General features: G+C 49.6%; 16 protein-coding genes and 4 pseudogenes. 14 read left to right on the top strand and 6 right to left on the bottom strand.

Going from position 1 to position 16,331, the window contains the following annotated elements:
* Positions 1–237: 237 nt before the first annotated feature.
* The 5 genes from BMZ51_RS20945 to BMZ51_RS20920 form a co-directional block, all read right to left on the bottom strand.
* On the bottom strand, positions 238–633 hold the full coding sequence (locus BMZ51_RS20945) for a nuclear transport factor 2 family protein (protein ID WP_068008186.1): 396 nt from the start codon (positions 631–633) through the stop codon (positions 238–240).
* A gap of 2,014 nt (positions 634–2,647) precedes the next feature.
* Positions 2,648–2,713, bottom strand: a complete 66-nt coding sequence (locus BMZ51_RS23950; RefSeq protein ID WP_074882300.1) for a transposase — start codon at positions 2,711–2,713, stop codon at positions 2,648–2,650.
* Positions 2,714–3,043: 330 nt separating this feature from the next.
* Positions 3,044–4,207, bottom strand: coding sequence for a glutathionylspermidine synthase family protein (locus BMZ51_RS20930; protein ID WP_068008193.1), 1,164 nt, complete (start codon positions 4,205–4,207; stop codon positions 3,044–3,046).
* Positions 4,208–4,223: 16 nt separating this feature from the next.
* Entirely contained in the window at positions 4,224–4,895 is a 672-nt protein-coding gene (locus BMZ51_RS20925; protein WP_068008196.1) for a PspA/IM30 family protein, read from the bottom strand.
* A 12-nt stretch (positions 4,896–4,907) separates the two neighbouring features.
* Complete coding sequence (locus tag BMZ51_RS20920; RefSeq protein WP_068008198.1) at positions 4,908–5,348, bottom strand: DUF2170 family protein; 441 nt, start codon at positions 5,346–5,348, stop codon at positions 4,908–4,910.
* A gap of 185 nt (positions 5,349–5,533) precedes the next feature.
* Between BMZ51_RS20920 and BMZ51_RS20915 the strand changes: the two genes are divergently transcribed.
* The 14 genes and pseudogenes from BMZ51_RS20915 to BMZ51_RS24555 form a co-directional block, all read left to right on the top strand.
* The gene (locus tag BMZ51_RS20915; protein WP_208979613.1) at positions 5,534–6,652 is read left to right on the top strand and encodes an ion channel; all 1,119 of its coding nucleotides are present in this window, start codon (positions 5,534–5,536) and stop codon (positions 6,650–6,652) included.
* Complete coding sequence (locus BMZ51_RS20910; RefSeq protein WP_068008201.1) at positions 6,633–7,280, top strand: DUF2491 family protein; 648 nt, start codon at positions 6,633–6,635, stop codon at positions 7,278–7,280. Before BMZ51_RS20915 ends, BMZ51_RS20910 begins: the two co-directional genes overlap by 20 nt.
* A 17-nt stretch (positions 7,281–7,297) precedes the next feature.
* Positions 7,298–7,708 carry a DUF350 domain-containing protein gene (locus tag BMZ51_RS20905; RefSeq protein WP_208979612.1) on the top strand — a complete coding sequence of 137 codons (411 nt, stop codon included), beginning with the start codon at positions 7,298–7,300 and terminating at the stop codon, positions 7,706–7,708.
* Between the two features lie 17 nt (positions 7,709–7,725).
* A complete protein-coding gene (locus BMZ51_RS20900) occupies positions 7,726–8,292 on the top strand; it encodes a DUF1190 domain-containing protein (protein ID WP_068008204.1) in 567 nt (188 codons plus the stop codon).
* A gap of 148 nt (positions 8,293–8,440) precedes the next feature.
* Positions 8,441–8,607: pseudogene (locus BMZ51_RS24805) on the top strand (IS3 family transposase); the annotation flags it as partial.
* A 121-nt stretch (positions 8,608–8,728) separates the two neighbouring features.
* A pseudogene (locus tag BMZ51_RS24800) lies at positions 8,729–9,073 on the top strand (transposase); the annotation flags it as partial.
* Positions 9,074–9,596: 523 nt separating this feature from the next.
* Entirely contained in the window at positions 9,597–10,124 is a 528-nt protein-coding gene (locus BMZ51_RS20890; RefSeq protein ID WP_068008209.1) for a nuclear transport factor 2 family protein, read from the top strand.
* Between the two features lie 81 nt (positions 10,125–10,205).
* Positions 10,206–11,255: a radical SAM/SPASM domain-containing protein gene (locus BMZ51_RS20885; protein ID WP_068008212.1), complete on the top strand. Its 1,050-nt coding sequence runs from the start codon at positions 10,206–10,208 to the stop codon at positions 11,253–11,255.
* Complete coding sequence (locus tag BMZ51_RS20880) at positions 11,252–11,539, top strand: PqqD family protein (protein WP_068008214.1); 288 nt, start codon at positions 11,252–11,254, stop codon at positions 11,537–11,539. Before BMZ51_RS20885 ends, BMZ51_RS20880 begins: the two co-directional genes overlap by 4 nt.
* Positions 11,526–12,995: a B12-binding domain-containing radical SAM protein gene (locus BMZ51_RS20875; RefSeq protein ID WP_139201445.1), complete on the top strand. Its 1,470-nt coding sequence runs from the start codon at positions 11,526–11,528 to the stop codon at positions 12,993–12,995. Before BMZ51_RS20880 ends, BMZ51_RS20875 begins: the two co-directional genes overlap by 14 nt.
* Before the next feature lie 9 nt (positions 12,996–13,004).
* Positions 13,005–14,000 carry a radical SAM/SPASM domain-containing protein gene (locus BMZ51_RS20870; RefSeq protein WP_068008220.1) on the top strand — a complete coding sequence of 332 codons (996 nt, stop codon included), beginning with the start codon at positions 13,005–13,007 and terminating at the stop codon, positions 13,998–14,000.
* A 42-nt stretch (positions 14,001–14,042) separates the two neighbouring features.
* Positions 14,043–14,273 carry a 4-oxalocrotonate tautomerase DmpI gene (gene dmpI, locus BMZ51_RS20865; RefSeq protein WP_068008223.1) on the top strand — a complete coding sequence of 77 codons (231 nt, stop codon included), beginning with the start codon at positions 14,043–14,045 and terminating at the stop codon, positions 14,271–14,273.
* 241 nt (positions 14,274–14,514) lie between these two features.
* A complete protein-coding gene (locus BMZ51_RS24795; RefSeq protein WP_068008226.1) occupies positions 14,515–14,736 on the top strand; it encodes a DDE-type integrase/transposase/recombinase in 222 nt (73 codons plus the stop codon).
* Between the two features lie 348 nt (positions 14,737–15,084).
* Positions 15,085–15,353 (top strand): annotated as a pseudogene (locus BMZ51_RS24555) (IS481 family transposase); the annotation flags it as partial.
* 12 nt (positions 15,354–15,365) lie between these two features.
* On the opposite strand, the pseudogene BMZ51_RS20845 reads toward BMZ51_RS24555, so the two are convergent.
* Positions 15,366–15,786: pseudogene (locus BMZ51_RS20845) on the bottom strand (transposase); the annotation flags it as partial.
* Between the last annotated feature and the right edge of the window lie 545 nt (positions 15,787–16,331).

Here is a 16,331-nt window from a genome sequence, read left to right as displayed (position 1 = left end):
CTGGATTTAAAGAGTTATTTATATCTCAAGTTATGATTGTTCTGGGCTTCACTAGTGTCCGGTGCTGGTGAGTATTAAACTTTCAAAGCGAAGAGTAAGCGCTCGGTAAAGGCGACCTAACTCGCAGTCGAAGTTGTTATAGAGCCGGTCTTGAAGCAATTTACATTGCGGCAAGCCTATAAACACGCGGCATTATAGATCCAAGGGTTATTTTTTGCCTATCAGCTACAGGAAATTCTAGACATTGATGGCAGTTGTCACTCCGATATCTCCCTGTCCGATAGTCTGTATCGCCACAACCTCATAACGACAGACCTTATCATCACGCATCTGGATAAAGCTGAAAAGCTTGAAGCATATGGTTTCGCCCTGATCATTGGTCGCCTCTGATTCATGATGTTCGAAACCCTCATCGCCATTAAAGAACACCCGTTTTATTGAGAGTTTCAATGCAGGTTGGTTATCGCGTATCCAAGCCAGTCGCTGTAAAATTGCCTTTATTCCAACGAGGCGGGTGTTGTTGATCATAAGCAATGCGTCCTCGGTGAAATAGTCAGTCACTCGATCAATACGCTGTTGCTCCAGCAAATCGATCAACATGGATTTGATAAGTGTTTCATGTTTCGAAGACATCGCAAACTCCTTAGAGGGTTGCGGGTCATAGCACCGGCTTAAACCTTGGCTGTCGCCAACTGAAAGAAGAGCAGCTAACATCTCGCTATATTAGCTATTTGTGCGAAGTGTACTGACCCGTAAGTTAGATGATGAAGCGTCATGGCAGTATGACATACTGAACATGATAGTTTATTACTCGCCGACAACTGGCTGGGATTTGATAGGGGCAGGGAGGTCTGCTCATATTGCACTCATAGCCTTGGCATCAAGCTGCGATCAGGTGAAGAGCCGACAACGACCGCTGGTCGGTATGCGTCGCATGTGCTGCCGATCCATGTGCCAATAGCACCGCATGGCTGGCCATGCAGTGGTGAAGCTGAAAACCCCGGATACGGGGTGAGCAAGGCGAGCAGGCAATGCCTGCGCTACTTATTAAATTAGTTTCTTCGGCATTGGCTTGTCGCCTTGCCCGGGCATTTTGGTATGGACAACATCGCTCTTATACTGAAAGACACGATAGCCAGTTTCCTGGAAGAATAAGGCCTTGTTTGGGGGCGTTTCCTTGCCCAAACAGATCCTTCATCCCTGACAAGCCCCAATGGAGCCTGCCACCGCGTGATGCCCTTCAGGCTTGAGCCCTTCCTTCCAGAGCATGCGGTCACCTCTGAAAATCGGTTCCACCGGACCTGCTGGAAAGATACGTTACTTCCCCCAGCAGCCCCACCCAGCCCACGCCACACTGACGGACGGTCCGCCAGTAGCCCGTTACGTGGGCATGCAACTAAGAGTAAGGGGTGTTTGGGCACAGGGGGATAAAGTTTTTTGGAGCACTGCTTCCCCGTGGGCGCGTGCTTTTACTGGTGCGTTGTGCTTTAGGAAATTCGTCTTTTGACCATCGAGGGCACTATTTTAAGCGACCAGCGAAGTTACATGAGGGTTCATGTTCAGGCGAGGTATGGTCAAAGGAGCTTTGCTTTATTACTGGAGGAATGAGTATAGCTGACAGCCTCAGGTGGTGAGACAGTCGGGACAGCAAGCTGGTCTTTGTCTGGTAAGAGCAACGCTGGTGCGGGGAATTGTATTCACAGAAGAATTTTTCCGTCCTGCCGCTGATATATCCGCAACGACGCTGGGTAAGATGCGTAACGGTTGGTTGCCTGGAATACCTGTTGTTGGGGGAGAACTTGCAGGCCATCAAAATGTATGATTGCGTTCTATTGGAGAGGCAGTCTGACTATCGACTCTCCTTCAAAAACGCCCCAGGTTAGAGGTTATTAAAATAGTGCCGCTGTTTTTTGATAAGAAAAACACCCCCTTGAGACATATTGTTCTAGGTGGTGTTACTTTTGTGATTGTGTTTTTATATTACTACTTTGACATAAGAAGTATCGGTCTTGGGGTATTTCTTGTCTTCTGGTGACTTTTATACGCACTATACAAGGAATTGTCTTATCGTTCTGGGTTCTATCCTGCCGTGTGGACAGGTTTGTTTGTCATCGCAATAATTTACGGTGTTGAACCCATCGCGCAATATTACATGATGGAACCATATAGGCAATTTTACGTTGTTTACGTATTGGTGAACATTGCTGTCCTTTGTTTGCTGTGCACCTTGTGCAACAAGAGACCTGTAGGTCTCGATGATAAGACCTTTACACCTGGTCAACTGGTACTACAATTTTTAATATTTGTGCCCCTGTTTCTTATCGCCCCTATTTTGATATTTCACATTTTATTGCCAGGGTTTCATAATTTTGTCGCGCCAGAGGACCTCATAGGAAGCTCCGCACTTGGCTACTTCTTCGCGGGCGAAACGCCATTAGTTTCATCAATTATCCTAGTTAGCTTCTTGGTATATTTCGTTTGGCCTGTACTCCTACATGTTTTTTGCTTCAACACGACCAGATACCTTGAGAGTAAAAAATGATTGAGAAAAGTATTACTGATCGCATCAATGGCGGATTTTTCAGTCTCTAGCGTAGTGCTGAGATATTTCACGGAGCAGGTGCCTGGCTTCATCTTTGGAGAAAACCTATGCCACAGGCTTCATGGCGCGTTCGGCTGCGTTGTTGTCCAGCTCCAGGTGTCCGTTATCCAGATAGGGCTGCGCCTATTGCGGGCGAGATAAACAGATCCTACCGCATCGGCAGGTGTTTAAACGCAAAACTCTGCAAAAACTGCCGCTTGCGCTACCACACACAAGCCGCTTAACATCACCACGCAAAAGGCGCAGACACTCCGCTATTCGAAAGCCGATTTTGTCCAACTATCCTTGTTGACGGATAATCTTTTTACCAGAACTGTTATCATTTATCATAACTATTTTCCTTAGTAGCTGCACATTCGAAAATCTAAAATGACTTACAAAGTGCTGCTAATACTGGTGCAACATATGCCGCTTTAATGGTTAAGTCTCAGCAAGAAAACGTTAGTCGTAAATGTAGTGCGGGATGAAACGCGACAGATCCTTGGTAATCTTTGAACTGTCTTCACGGATCCCAATTCCTGCTGGCTCATCTCCGATAACCCATGATCCAATCACGGTGAAGTCCTCACCGTATTGCGGGATTGGACAATAGGCTTGCTGGACGAAGCCCTCTCCACCGTATGGTCCGTGCACCTCCTCGGTCACTTGCGTCCCTTCAATGATAGAGACATTCGCCCCTTCGCGGCTGAAGATCGGCTTTCTCACGAAGCGGCTGGTCAGGTCGGTTTTGTCTGTGTCTTGTTCAAAATAAGTTGGCAACAGGTTCGGATGTCCTTTGAACATCTGCCAAAGCAGTGGGAGCATGCCCTTATTGGATAAAATGGCCTTCCAGGGTGGTTCGATGAGGCGCATGTTGGTTTTGGGCAGGATAGGCCCATAAGACTCACGGAACATGTCTTCGTAGGGATAGAGCTTGAAGAGGTTCTCGATCACGTACTCTTCTTGATCGGCGAACTGGAATTGCTCATCTACGCCAATATCTTCGATAAAGACGAAGTGATCCTGAAGTCCTGCCTGACGTGCGCAATCTTGCAGGTAGCGCACAGTTGCGCGGTCTTCAATCGCATCCTTCACGCAGGAGAAATGCAGATGGTCTCCGGCTTCCAAGATCTCAGCTAAGCGGATGATCAGCTTGTCTTGCAAAGAGTTAAACTGGTCGGCGGTCTTGGGAATGCCGCCGCGGGTGAGCTGGTCTTCCAGCCAGTTCCACTGGAAGAAGCCTGTCTCATACAACGAGGTTGGGGTGTCGGCGTTAAATTCCAGCATCTTTGCCGGACCAGTGCCGTCATAAACCAGATCAAACCGCCCATAGAGTGCGGGCTCTGAGTTCTTCCATGATTGCGCGATCCAGTCCCAGTATCTCTCTGGAATCTGGAGCGCACGCATCATTTGCTCACTTTGAACGGCTTTGTCGACGAGCTCCAGACAGAGGCTGTAAATCCCTGCCGTTACGTCTTCCAGATCTTCCTCAATCTGCTTGAGCGTGAACTGGTATGCACGGCTTTCATCCCAATAAGGTTCGCCGTACATACTGTGAAAATTGAAGCCTAGCGCTTCTGCCTGTTGTTTCCAGTCGGAGCGCTCAGGCAACAATATTCGTTTCATAAATCAGCTCAGGTGCTTACAGGGCTTCTAGAAGTTTTTGCACATCGCCTTGGCCCGGACGCTCAAGTCGCTTGATCTTTTCTTCAAGATCGGCACCGCTATCAACCCGCGCTTCTTGCTCGGCTGCTTCCAGCATGGCTTGCTGATGGGCCTGCCGTTGTTCAAGGCGGTCCAGACTATCAACTGCGCTTGCCAGCTTGCCGTTGGACGCGACTGTGCTGGTGGAAGAAGCCTTTTGTGCATGGATCAAAGCTTCTGTCGCCTTGGCGCTTTCGATCTTACGGTTCAGGTTCTCGATACGGCTTTGCGACTGACGGATAGAGGCATCCATCTTTTCTTCTGTCGCCTTGTATTGATCAGCCAGGTCCTGTTCTGAGATTGACTTCTCTTTCAGCTTGAGAATGCTCTCAATGATTTCAACGGCCAGTACTTCATCGCCGGTTGATTTTGCTGTGCGAGCAGCGTCTGTGCGGCGATGCACTTCGCTTTCCAGTTCAGCAACGGAGCGCTCTTTCAGCACTCTGTTTGCGGTCATGCGCGCGCGTTCGTCCTTGGCTTTGGCGATCGCTTCTTTTGCTTCCCGAATTTCTTGTTCCAGGATCACCATCAAGTTGGAATCCTGAATGTTTTCAGCTGCCGTGTTGACATGCCCCTTCACAGCGGAAAACAGTTTGCCCCAAATGCTCATAGATGACTCCTGTTATGCGCTGGCTTTTGGACCGAGTTCACGGGCCAGTTCGATTGCGTTTTCTGCGATCACTTTGAACTCTTCAATGATCTCAGCAAGAGGTGAGGTGGAAGACATGGTGCCGAACAACTCATGGTATTCACGGTCACCAATCTTGCCGATTGAGAGAGCACTGAGTGGCATGAGGGTGCGGTGTGAACGCAGCATAAGTGCCTCAAATGCTTGCGGATCGTCCAGCTCATCCCGTCCCCAAAGAATGGTTGAGGTAGTGATTTGTGCTGCACTGACAACTACAAAAAGAACAACATCACCCGCGCTCTTCATGTGCACCTCAAAAACGTCCTTTGTCTCGGGCGCAGCGACAAACTCCATCTCTTCTGAGGATGTTTCTGGTGAGGCTTGCAGCGCCCCTACCAGGCTTGATGCAGTCCAGTGGCTAACCGGCTGAGCCATTATCAATTCTCCAATCCAAAACCATGTAGGTTAAAGGGCTTAAATAGGTTGCGAGCCTTAATCTACAACCTTCGGAAGGCGATAGATGCCTAAAACAGGAAATATTCGTAGTTTAGTCGAATAATTGCTTTCGCTGATTTGCAAAGTCAATATAATTGCCTATCAATCATAGGATTAATTTTTGATTGTCTGCCACAAAGGCGCTTATCGTCTATTTAATTGTGCGTGGGGACCGGGAAGTTTTAGCAGTGCCAGTTATTCAACGGATTTACTCCAAGTTCTATGACCACCTCGTCGAACTGCGTTTGTGGGTCCTATTTTCGTTGATCGGCGCTTATCTGCTGATCTCGTGGGCTCTTTTTTCCTGGGCGGGCGAGACAGGCCTGACCTCCGATCTCGTCGTATTTTTATATTTCGCCTCAACCACAGCCTCCACAGTTGGGTATGGTGACTTGTCGCCAGCGACAGAAGCTGGCCGCCTTATTTCGGCAATCTGGTTTGTGCCCGGCGCACTTCTTATTTTCACTGCTGTGTTGAGCAAGCTCACCAGTTCACTCGTTCAAGGGATAAGACGAATGGTAGATGGCAGAGGTAACTTCAAAAGCCTCAGCGGTGCCACGGTAATCATCGGGTATCACAGTGATCGAACCGAACGCATGATAACCAATCTGGTTGCAGGTAGAGACAACGACACGAAGATTGTGTTGCTGGCCACCTCCGCTGATATCACTGTGCCTGAAGGGGTTCGTTATGTTCGTGGGGACCGGCTCGATACGCTGGAAACACTGAAACGGGCTGCGGTGGAGCATGCAGAAAAGATCATCGTTTACACCGAGAGCGATGCGGAAACGTTTAACACCTGCCTTGCTATCCGTGAGCTCTCCGACAATGTACATGTGGCTGCCTATTTCGGGGACCGCGACACAGCCCGCCGTGCAACCAAACTAGCACATGTGGAAGCAGTGGTTTCGAGTGCAACAGAAACGCTTGTACGTGCTGCTCAGGATCCAGGCGCAAGCCGGGTTATCATGGCATTGAGCAGTGCAACGCACAACGCCACCATCTATTCTGGTGTTCTGGAAGGGGCACGCGGATATCTGGCTGCAGAAGTTGAGCAGCAACTTCTTTCGGTTAATGCCGTTTTGCTTGCGGTAGGCCAAAATGGAGCGGATGATGTGTCATTCAAGCCGTTTCCACGCGATTTGATGGGCGGTACCACCGTCTATTATGTGGCTCAGCAGCGTCTTGAGCCGGAGACATGGTCTCGTTTAATGGAGAAGCTTGATGCTGCGGTTCTGGCGTAAATCAAAAGCAAAAACTGAATTACCTGAAGTGCTTGGCGTTACCATTGGTCGGGCTGTTACTGTTGACAGCATCTCCGTCAAGTTGCTGCCTCAGGACAGTTTGATCGAAGTGCCACAGCTGACGTTTTCAATCGTTGCGCAAGGCCATTGCGATCTTGGCGAGCAGTCACATTTGCACCGCTTCTATCCAGATGACGACACCCTTCTCTTGCAAATTCAAGGCGGGGATGGCGTCACCGATGAGCGTGTTGATGAGATTATGCTGTGGTCCTATTACGATGTTCAGTACCCCAGTACAGATCACCAATGGCGCGAAATCCGCCGATCCATCTGCCAAAAAACCTTTTCACTCTCCAGTTCTCAGGGCGACGTGCTGTTTGAGCGGGCATGGTTCGACAGCTCTGACCAGCCAGAAGAGCCTATGCAGTACTGGGAGAGCGTGAGTGAAGATCGTGCTGGTAAATCTGGACGTAAAATTTTCCAAAGCGCCATGTTGTTCGCACGAGAGCTAAGCGACGGCAAAGACGAGATGTTGCTGGTGAACATGGAAGAGGTGGAAGGCACAAACGAGCGCAGTGTGGCCTTTATGCTCGGGCGTAGTCTTTCACAACACGAATTGCATATTTGATCTTGATGGAGAATATTTTGGCTGAACTTCAAAATTCCTTATTTGGCTTAGTGCCTTTTCTAGCCTATTTTATAGTCGCTGTTGTGATGCTTGTGATTTTCGTGACGATCTACAAGTTTGTCACTCCGCATAAGGAAATGGCACTCATTAAAGAAAACAACAGTGCTGCATCCCTCTCGCTCACAGGCACAGTTATTGGCTTTTCTATTCCGATCGCAAGTGCTGCTGCCAACTCTGTTGGCCTGATTGATTTCGTTGTGTGGGGCCTTGTTGCTGGCATCCTGCAAATCATCACATTCTTGGTGTTCCGCGCGTTTTACCCGCAGGTCTCCAGCAGAATCGAAAAGGGTGAGAGCGCAATTGGTATTCACCTTGGTGGTGTGTCGATCAGCGTGGGACTTTTGAACGCCGCTTGCATGACCTATTGAGCCTAGGAGGAAACCAGATGAAACGTTCAGGACCTCTAAAACTCGTCGTGATGGCAACAGCCGGGGTGTCGCTCGCTGCATGTGATCAGTTCGAGGAAAAGGCAGATGGGCAGGTTTTTGTCGATCAGGAGCAATGTGTTTCTGCTGAGCAATATAGCGTGAATGAATGCACCGCGGCCTTTAAGATTGCCAAAGAAGCAGAGAATACCTCCGCACCGCGCTACAATACCAACCGCCTTTGCGAAGATCAGCATGGACGGTATGCATGTGCTCCAGCGCATGGGAATGGAACCTCGTACAGCAGCTACTTTGTTCCAATCGCGGCTGGATACTTTATTGCAAATGCAACGCAAGGTTTGTCTGACTGGAAGTATCGCGTTCGCCCTGTTTATCCGGATCGCAATCGCCGCCATTTTTATACGAGCGGCGGATACCTTCTCGACATGTCTTCCAACAGCCGATCGGCCCGCATTCCCAAAAAAGCGACGAAAAAACTGTCTAAGCCGCCAAAAGTGCAAACCAGAACTTCCATCGCGTCTCGAGGTGGTTTTGGGTCCAGATCAGGTCGCGGATTTGGTGGGTAAGAACAAAAACAGATGAGGCAACGTATATGTCGATGCCTCATTAACATGACTTATTAAAGTGTGTAGCTTTAACTCTTGTTTTCAAGCGAGCTGGCTCTGGAAATTCGAACATGTTGTCTTAGTGGATTTAGCTCCTGAAACTGGCATGATGCCAAGAACAGGAGACCACCTTGAGCAGACGTCCGCGCTGGAATCATAGCCCGGCTTTTAAAGCGAAAGTGGCGTTTGCTGCAATTCGCGGAGAGAAGACCTTGAGTGAATTGGCTCAGGACTTTAATGTGCACGCAAACCAGATCATGCAACGCAAAGGGCAGGCCGTTGCGGCTATACCTGATGTGTTTGGGGCTGATAAACAGGCTAAACAAGAACCTGAAGTCGAAATCAAACGGCTGCATGCCAAAGCCCTGAGAGTATCCAAAAGCAGTGTTTACTAGCGGCTTCGGGACATGAAATCTGCCAGTATCTGCTGCGTGATGTTGTGGTTTTAAGACCCAACCTAGTATGAGCCACCGACATTTCCGAAATTCCCATGGCAAAGGGCTTCACCTATTTGGTCGCTATCATTGACTGGTACTCGCACAAAGTACTGGGCTGGTGGTTATCAATCACCTTGGAGGTAGCCTGTTGCATCGAAGCTGTCGAAGAGGCGCTCTCAAGACACGGCAAGCCAGAAATTTTCAACGCCGACTAAGGCTACCAGTTCACCAGTATAGATTTCACCTATGTCCTCAAGCGCGATAATGCTTTTATCGAACGGTTCTGGCGCACTATCAAATATGAGTAGGCCACTAATGCGCTAACTTTCAATCTGGACCACTCAACTGGGGCCGCTCAAGTCAAACATAGCACAGTCACTAAAGTGTTTTGGCTTCCTGCAAGAAAAGCTTATGGTTACCTTCGCCGATGAGGCCACTGCAGAAAACTAGTATTAGCCGTCGATGTTGAGTTACCTGAAGCGAACAGATTGTATTAAATGCGCCGTCTGGCTATTGGGGGAAGCAGTCGGTGATTGGAAGCTTAACAACAAATTTATTGATGAAAGTATGTTTTCTCATCAGACAGTATTCAAATTACATATTTACGCGTCCTTGATTATTTCACTCACCTGCTAAGTCCTGCATAAGTTTAGATATTTTGAAAAATATCATTTTAACCCAGGTTCTATTGATGAATGGCATGCATTAAGTCGAAATATAACAGGCAGTCAATTGATTTACGTCAAGTAAGCCTAGTAAATATTGTGTTTCAGTTTCATGGCAACTTCCTTTTATTAGCAAAAACAAGTGAAATAGAGGAATACAGTTATGGATATACGCGAGCTCAATAAAACTAGCTTGACGCCTTTAAGTAATATGAGTGTTATTGAAAAATACTTTGCCGCAGTAAAGGAAATGGACGCTCATGCAGTGAAGGGCGAGAAGTTTGATACTGACGCAATTATGGAACTGTGGCATTCAGGCGGAAAACTTTCCATTCACGGCAAAGAGTCTATTGGCGAAAAGAACTATGCGAAACATGATGAAATCGCGGGGTTCTACCAAAACCGCGCCAGAGGCGTGGATGGCATGTTGGCAACCAACTTGTCTAAGGTAAATGTGGCCAACGCCAAGAATGATGAGCATATTGTAGTAAGTGGTCTGCGCTACATCATCAACAAAAACGGAGAAGGCCTTCAAGCGCCTTTCACCCATAACTTCCGCCTCCAGGATGGCCGTATCAGTTTCCTCGACATTCATGTGGGAACCCCGGGCAAAACTGAATTGGCTCCTGTTGGTGCACTATCAATTGATGATCTTGGCTCTCTTTCTGCCATGGCGTGGATGGTTGCCTAATCTGCACAAACCTATCTCCAATAATTGGTAGAGGACAACGGCGTTTCGGCGCCGTTGAACCCTCTTGATTGAGGTTTCGCGATGAAGCTATCTTCTCCCCTTTACGTTGTTTGGGAAACAACACTGGATTGCAACGCACGCTGCGTGCATTGCTACTCCGATGCCTTATTTGGTAGAGGGCCAGACTACTGGCCGCTTGAGGATGCGCTGGAGCTGATTGATCAGCTTGCAGAAGCCGGTGTATTCATTCTTGCGCTTTCTGGCGGTGAGGTGCTGTTACGTTCGGACTGGGAGCAATTGATTGGTCACGCTACCTCTCTAGGTATGCGAGTTACATTTGCGACCAATGGCATACTAGTGACACCAGAGGTGGCGAGGCGACTGAAGAAACTTGGGGTTTCCAATGTGAGCGTTAGTTTAGATGGCGCGACTGCCGAAACACATGATGCAATCCGCGGGCTACCCGGTATTTTTCACAAGGCCTGTGCAGCAGCCCAACACCTGACTGAAGCCGGTGTGCGGGTGACCATTAACTATACACCGATGAGGCCAAATCTGAGCGAAGCTCAGGAAATAATTGCGCTGTCGCACCGCCTTGGTGCGGAGAAAGTCAACCTCACGGAGTATGTTTATACCACTCGGGGCGGCGTTGACCTGATGCCCTCTCCGCAGGAGCTTGGTACGCTTTTGCAGGCCTGGATCAAGGCAGGTGAGAGGTGGAGAGGCAAGCTGGAAATTGACTGGCATGATTGCCGGGTTGGCTTACTGCTCCCAGAAGCTGAGGCAGATCCCTACAAAGGATGCGGGGCTGGATATACCCACTGCCGCATCACTGTAGACCGGGACGTAACTCCTTGCGTTGTCCTGCCTGTTGCTGTTGGCAACCTGAAAGAGCAGACCTTTACGGAAATCTGGCGCAGTGCACCTGAACTTCACAAGATCCGTTCCCGGGAAAATATCAGCTCAGGCAACTGCTCTGTGTGTGAGCACAAGGAGAAATGTGGGGGTTGCCGTGCAGCCAGTTATGCCTGGTATGGAGATGCGTATGCTGGCGATCCAACCTGCTGGATCAAACCCGATATGCCTGAGTTCGGCTCCGGTCCCAGTTGCAAAAGGGAGGCAAGAAGTTGAGCGAGCATTTTACAACAGTGCACCACACGGAGGGCGTGCGCTGCCGAACCGAGGAGGAAGGCAACTTTCTGCTCTATCACCCCAAAACCGACCAGCTTCACATTGTCACCAGCAGCGGTAAGGCAATCTTTGATCAGTGTGATGGCAAAGAAATTGATGAAGTTGTTCATCTGGGAGGCAAACTGCTGTTGCAGGAAAGTGACCACACGGAAGAAGTGCTGAGAAGTTCAGTCCTTTCTTTTTTGCAAGAGCTGAACAGGCGTAATCTCATTGAGTTTGGTTGAGGCTATGGTGCAAAATGATCGAGTCTTATTTATCCAACCGCCAACTTCCTTTAACCAAACCTCACCATGTCTGGATGATAAGCAATTTGGGCTTGGTTTGCTTGCTAATGCCGCGTGGCTGGAAGCGCACGGCTTTGAGGTGCATGGCCTGCACGTGCCCTTAGCGCTGCATTATGGGTTTGAGGAGGAGGATGTAAAAGCGTTCATCCTGAAAGAGGATCCAATAGTCATAGCTATTGGTCTCAACTGGGTTCATTTCAGCTCTGGCGCACTTGAGGTGGCCCGTCTTGTAAAGGCTGCGCTGCCTCGTGTCCCGGTCTATATCGGCGGACAACACGCTACGATGTTTGCTGAAGAAATCGCCAGTGCCAATGCACCCTATGTGGATGGGGTCATCAAGGGTGAGGCAGAACACGCGCTGCTTTCAATATGCCAGCAGGTTGCCCTGTCTGGAAAAGTCACGGAAGACGTGCCGGGACTGGTGACAAACAGGGGAGAAAGCGTGGCGCCTCACGTGCTGGAAGAGATGGATGATCTTCCGGTTTATCGCTACTCCGTACTCAAACCCCGCTCACTGAGACCAGATGCGGGTGCAATTTCCACTACACGCGGTGCATGTCCATTCAAATGCGCCTGGTGCGTTGAGCCCGTCATTGGCCGCCTTCAGGGCCGGCGTAAGCTGATGTTTCATTCCGCAAGGCGTATTGCGGACCAGGTTGCAGCGCTGATGAGCGAGGGCATTACGCGCTTTACTATTCAAGACAATTTTTTTGTTGGCGGAAATGTCAAGCTCATCGAACTGAGTGAGGAGTTGGTCCGCCGCGATATTCGGCCCGCTCACCTCAACATTTTTGCCCATCCAGAAAGCTATGGATATGAGGGGTACGCTGCCCTAGCGGCGTGTTGTGAACTGGCCAGTGTGGATTTTGGCGTCGAGACCGGATCTTACGATGTGGCGCGGATCAACAACCGCCATCTCGACCGCGAAGAGGTGGTGCTCAGTATTTCCGAGGCGGTCCAGGCAAAGGTTGAGCCGTTTACATGGTGGATGGTCGGCCTTCCCGGTGAGAGTGAAGCTGCGCTGCGTGATACGGAGCAATTGATCCTTGAAACCATGAAGGTCGGCGGCATTCCGCGTTGGGTAAGTCCGATGATCCTGTTTCCGCACACGCCTATTCATGAGGATCCGACCCGCTTTGGCGTGGAGCCACGCTTTAAGGACTTTGAAGATTACTCGAAGTTCTCTCGGGCGACGCTGGCAGAGGCTGTCTTATTTTCAGACACGATCACTCACAGAAGCACCGGCTCCAGTTATGAAGATATTTGCAATGCTTCGCAACGGCTGCGCAAGTTTATCGCTCAAAATCTGCAATTTGTTGAAGAGTTCTATGAAACCTGCGGCATGCAACCGGATCTGAAATCGGTCAAAGGCCGTATCCTGCAATCCTTTTTTTGAGAGGTGGTTATGTTTAAACCGTCCTATCCTTTGCATGTGGTTTTCATTTTAAGCAATCATTGCAATCTGTCCTGCATTCACTGTTCCTCCAATGCGGACAAGGAGGGTGACAAGGGCTATACTACCAATCGCGCAAAAGAAATTTTGTGGCAAATGAATGATGTTGGTGTCGTCGACGTTGCATTTTCCGGCGGAGAACCATTGCTGCGCCGCGATCTGATAGAGTTGGTGGCATATGCCCGCAGCCTCAACATGACTGTTGGCACCAGCACCAACGGATATCCTTTGACGGAAAAGACGGCGGACAAACTGAAGCAAGCCGGTCTCTCACGATTACAGGTGAGCATTGACGGTACCCAAGAGGCGCACAATGCTATTCGCGGACCCGGTTCCTTTCAAAAGGCGTTGGAGGCCGTAAAAATCGCCTTGGAGGTAGGGCTGAAAACCCACATCTGCTTCACAGCTATGCGTCGCAATGCGCACCTGCTGCCCGATATGTTGGAGCTTTGTGCGCAGCTCGGGGTTGACGGGTTCAACCTCTCTCAGTTCATACCCACCGGACGCGGTGCCTTGAGCGACGGCTTGGAGCCTGACACAGCGCACGCCTTATTGCAGACATGGCTGGCAGCCAAGGCTGATTATCCCGATATGTATCTGTCCGCCCATTCTTCAGGACTGGCTTCACTCGCACCTGACGCTGACGCGTGCCGGGGAGGCTGTCAGGCCGGGATCAGTATTGCATGCGTCACTGCTGAGGGCGACGTGACACCTTGCGTGATGTTTCCGTTGTCATTGGGAAATTTGAAGGATGCCCCCTTTGGCGAGATCTGGTCAAACTCCTCTCACATCAAGGCACTGCACCAACGCGATGTTAAGGGAGGGTGTGCCTCTTGCTCTTTCAAATGGGAATGTGGTGGGTGCAGAGCCGCCGCCTGGGCGGTGGACCAAGATATGATGGCAGAGGATCCCTATTGCTGGCTCATACATGATAAACTGAGTGCTTGAGCTTCTTAACAAAACAATCTCACGACAGAAAAGGAAAATGCCATGCCACACATCGTTGTTTATTCGCCGCGTCTTACCAGAGAGAAAAAGGCTACTTGTGTCGCCGCTCTGACAAAAGCCTTTGAGGAAAGCACAGGGCTGGACGCCAACCTCCTGACGATTCATATCGAAGAGCATTCCTACGATAATATCGGGGTCGGCGGCAAACTGTTGACAGATGCCTATCCGGAGATTGCAGAACGCGAAAAGCAGTTTCAGGAAACGAACCAATAGCTCGATTATCTGCCTTGAAGGTAAGGGGCTTTGTCAGATTATTGAATGCCTTGATTTTGCATATATCAATCCCATGCACAATCTTGATGCTATTGCTGCTCTTAAAGGTTTCTATTTCCCACGCAGCATTATTGGCTATGCGGACTGGGGCTATCATTGATTTGTGGTAAGCCTGCGCGATGTTGAAAACCTCCCTGCCGCGCGGAGAACAGTACTCAGCTATGAGGCAGTCGGTGATTAGGTGAACAAGTTGGGGCATCACTTTGCTGGTAAAATCAGACGGTATCAGCCAACATCTAATGACAAGTGGCATCTAGATGAGAGTGTGGTCAAGATTAACGGTGTAACCTACTGGCTGTGGCGTGCGGTGGATGGCAATACTCTTGATATCCTGCTGCAATCACGCCCTACCAAACGTTTCTTTTATAGCTATTCAAGCGCGGAGGCATGCCACGCGTTCTGATTATGGACAAGCTTGGCTCTTATGGGCTGAGAAGAAAGAGATCGCACCAGATCTCGAGCATCGTCAGCACAAAGGGTTGCACAATCAGGCAGAAGGTTCTCATCGCCATACGCGACGACAAGCAAAGATCATGGAACGTTTCAAGTCTCCGTGCCAGGCCCAGAGTTTCCTATCTGCTCACGATGAAGTTTCTGCAATTTTCCAACCAATGGAACGACTACACAGCTGAATTGTATGCATGAAACGGCCTCTGACACATTTTGCAGCTAATGCCAAACGACCTAGATGTTTAGTCCCGCAGAGTGATGGAGTTAGTTTACACACTCTATCGTCACTTAGGAGGGACCTGTGGGACAGGTTTTACACGGCGTGCCAAGATGACTCACGCCTTTAGGACAACGATCCAGTGCTCAAAAGGAACCCTCTCGGAATTGGCAGAGCAATACAGCCTCAACCCTAAAACGGTCATGAAGTGGCGAAGTCGCGGTTCCGTGGAAGACTTGCCCACGGGGCCAAAACAGCCGCGCTCCACGGTCCTGTCCGTGGAGGACGAGGCCCTGTGTGTTGCTTTTCGCAGGGACACGTTGCTGCCGCTTGATGATTGTTTGCAAGCCCTTCATGACGGACAAATAACGCTCATACCACCCATAGAACGTGGAGCGGGGAATGCCCAAACGTTTCGGAGTATGCTTGACTGGTTGATGGGAATTCTCAACGAGGCGAATAATTTCCAGCTTCTCATGGGCAGGGCACCTCATTCGTCTTCCTCCCATCCTCGAGCATACGGTTTTTGAGAAGTCGCAGTTCAAGTGCTTGCTCTGCAAACACTTCTTTCAGATCGCGGGCTTCCTTACGCAGTTGTTTGATCTCAATGGTATTGGCCTGACGGGCTGTATCCCCTGCAATGCGCTTTTTGTCAGCCTCCAAAAACTCCTTTAACCAGCTATAATAAAGGCCTTGTGAGGGGCCTTCCTGACGGCACAGCTCAGCAATACGGACTTCACTACGCAATCCTGCAACAACAATTCGGATCTTGTCCTTAGTGGAATAGCGCTCGCCGTCTTTGTGTTTTGCTCCATATCTCGCTCCTGTCCTTGTGATCCTGGGCCTAAACACTCCCTTATTCAACTCAACTAATCTGTCCATAACGCTTCGACGGGGAACAGGCGCAGTCTTGTATGAGCGCAGGTTTCCTGTAATCCGACAGGTGGGAGAGCCTTTAGAAACATAATAGCACAGGGTCGTTGCTGCGGGTATTTTCGAGCTGTTCAGGGCTTTAGGTATATTTAAGGAATGTGCTCATGAAGGTGGTACTCATTGGACAAAAATGAGTGGGTGAATAAATACTTTTAATAGCGTTTAAAGCGGGCCATACTGTCTCAAAAACCATTGCTCATGAGGCCGACAGGCTCAACAACCTTGCTATGAAGTGTTAGTTTTCCGTTTCAGCGCCCTGTGCAAATGGCGGGCCGGTCACAACCCTTGATGTGCCCACTTGTCAAGTGATTGTCTGCGCTCACGCTCACGTCAAACTGGCCCCATGCGCGCTTGCAAAGCCACACTTCGGGGCCATCGGTTACCATCCTCTTTGTTGC

Origin of the sequence: Pseudovibrio axinellae (assembly GCF_900110875.1) — a bacterium.
GTDB lineage: Bacteria > Pseudomonadota > Alphaproteobacteria > Rhizobiales > Stappiaceae > Pseudovibrio > Pseudovibrio axinellae.
Note: the sequence above shows the minus strand (reverse complement) of the source record. Positions and strands in the feature narration are given on the sequence as shown.

What these genes read in the sequence shown, in the direction of transcription:
- BMZ51_RS20885 (WP_068008212.1), top strand. Translation starts at nt 10,206, where the DNA reads ATGAAGCTATCTTCTCCCCTTTACGTTGTTTGGGAAACAACACTGGAT.
- BMZ51_RS20900 (WP_068008204.1), top strand. Translation starts at nt 7,726, where the DNA reads ATGAAACGTTCAGGACCTCTAAAACTCGTCGTGATGGCAACAGCCGGG.
- BMZ51_RS20945 (WP_068008186.1), bottom strand. Translation starts at nt 633, where the DNA reads ATGTCTTCGAAACATGAAACACTTATCAAATCCATGTTGATCGATTTG.
- BMZ51_RS20930 (WP_068008193.1), bottom strand. Translation starts at nt 4,207, where the DNA reads ATGAAACGAATATTGTTGCCTGAGCGCTCCGACTGGAAACAACAGGCA.
- BMZ51_RS20910 (WP_068008201.1), top strand. Translation starts at nt 6,633, where the DNA reads ATGCTGCGGTTCTGGCGTAAATCAAAAGCAAAAACTGAATTACCTGAA.
- BMZ51_RS20890 (WP_068008209.1), top strand. Translation starts at nt 9,597, where the DNA reads ATGGATATACGCGAGCTCAATAAAACTAGCTTGACGCCTTTAAGTAAT.
- BMZ51_RS20870 (WP_068008220.1), top strand. Translation starts at nt 13,005, where the DNA reads ATGTTTAAACCGTCCTATCCTTTGCATGTGGTTTTCATTTTAAGCAAT.
- BMZ51_RS20920 (WP_068008198.1), bottom strand. Translation starts at nt 5,348, where the DNA reads ATGGCTCAGCCGGTTAGCCACTGGACTGCATCAAGCCTGGTAGGGGCG.
- BMZ51_RS20925 (WP_068008196.1), bottom strand. Translation starts at nt 4,895, where the DNA reads ATGAGCATTTGGGGCAAACTGTTTTCCGCTGTGAAGGGGCATGTCAAC.
- dmpI (WP_068008223.1), top strand. Translation starts at nt 14,043, where the DNA reads ATGCCACACATCGTTGTTTATTCGCCGCGTCTTACCAGAGAGAAAAAG.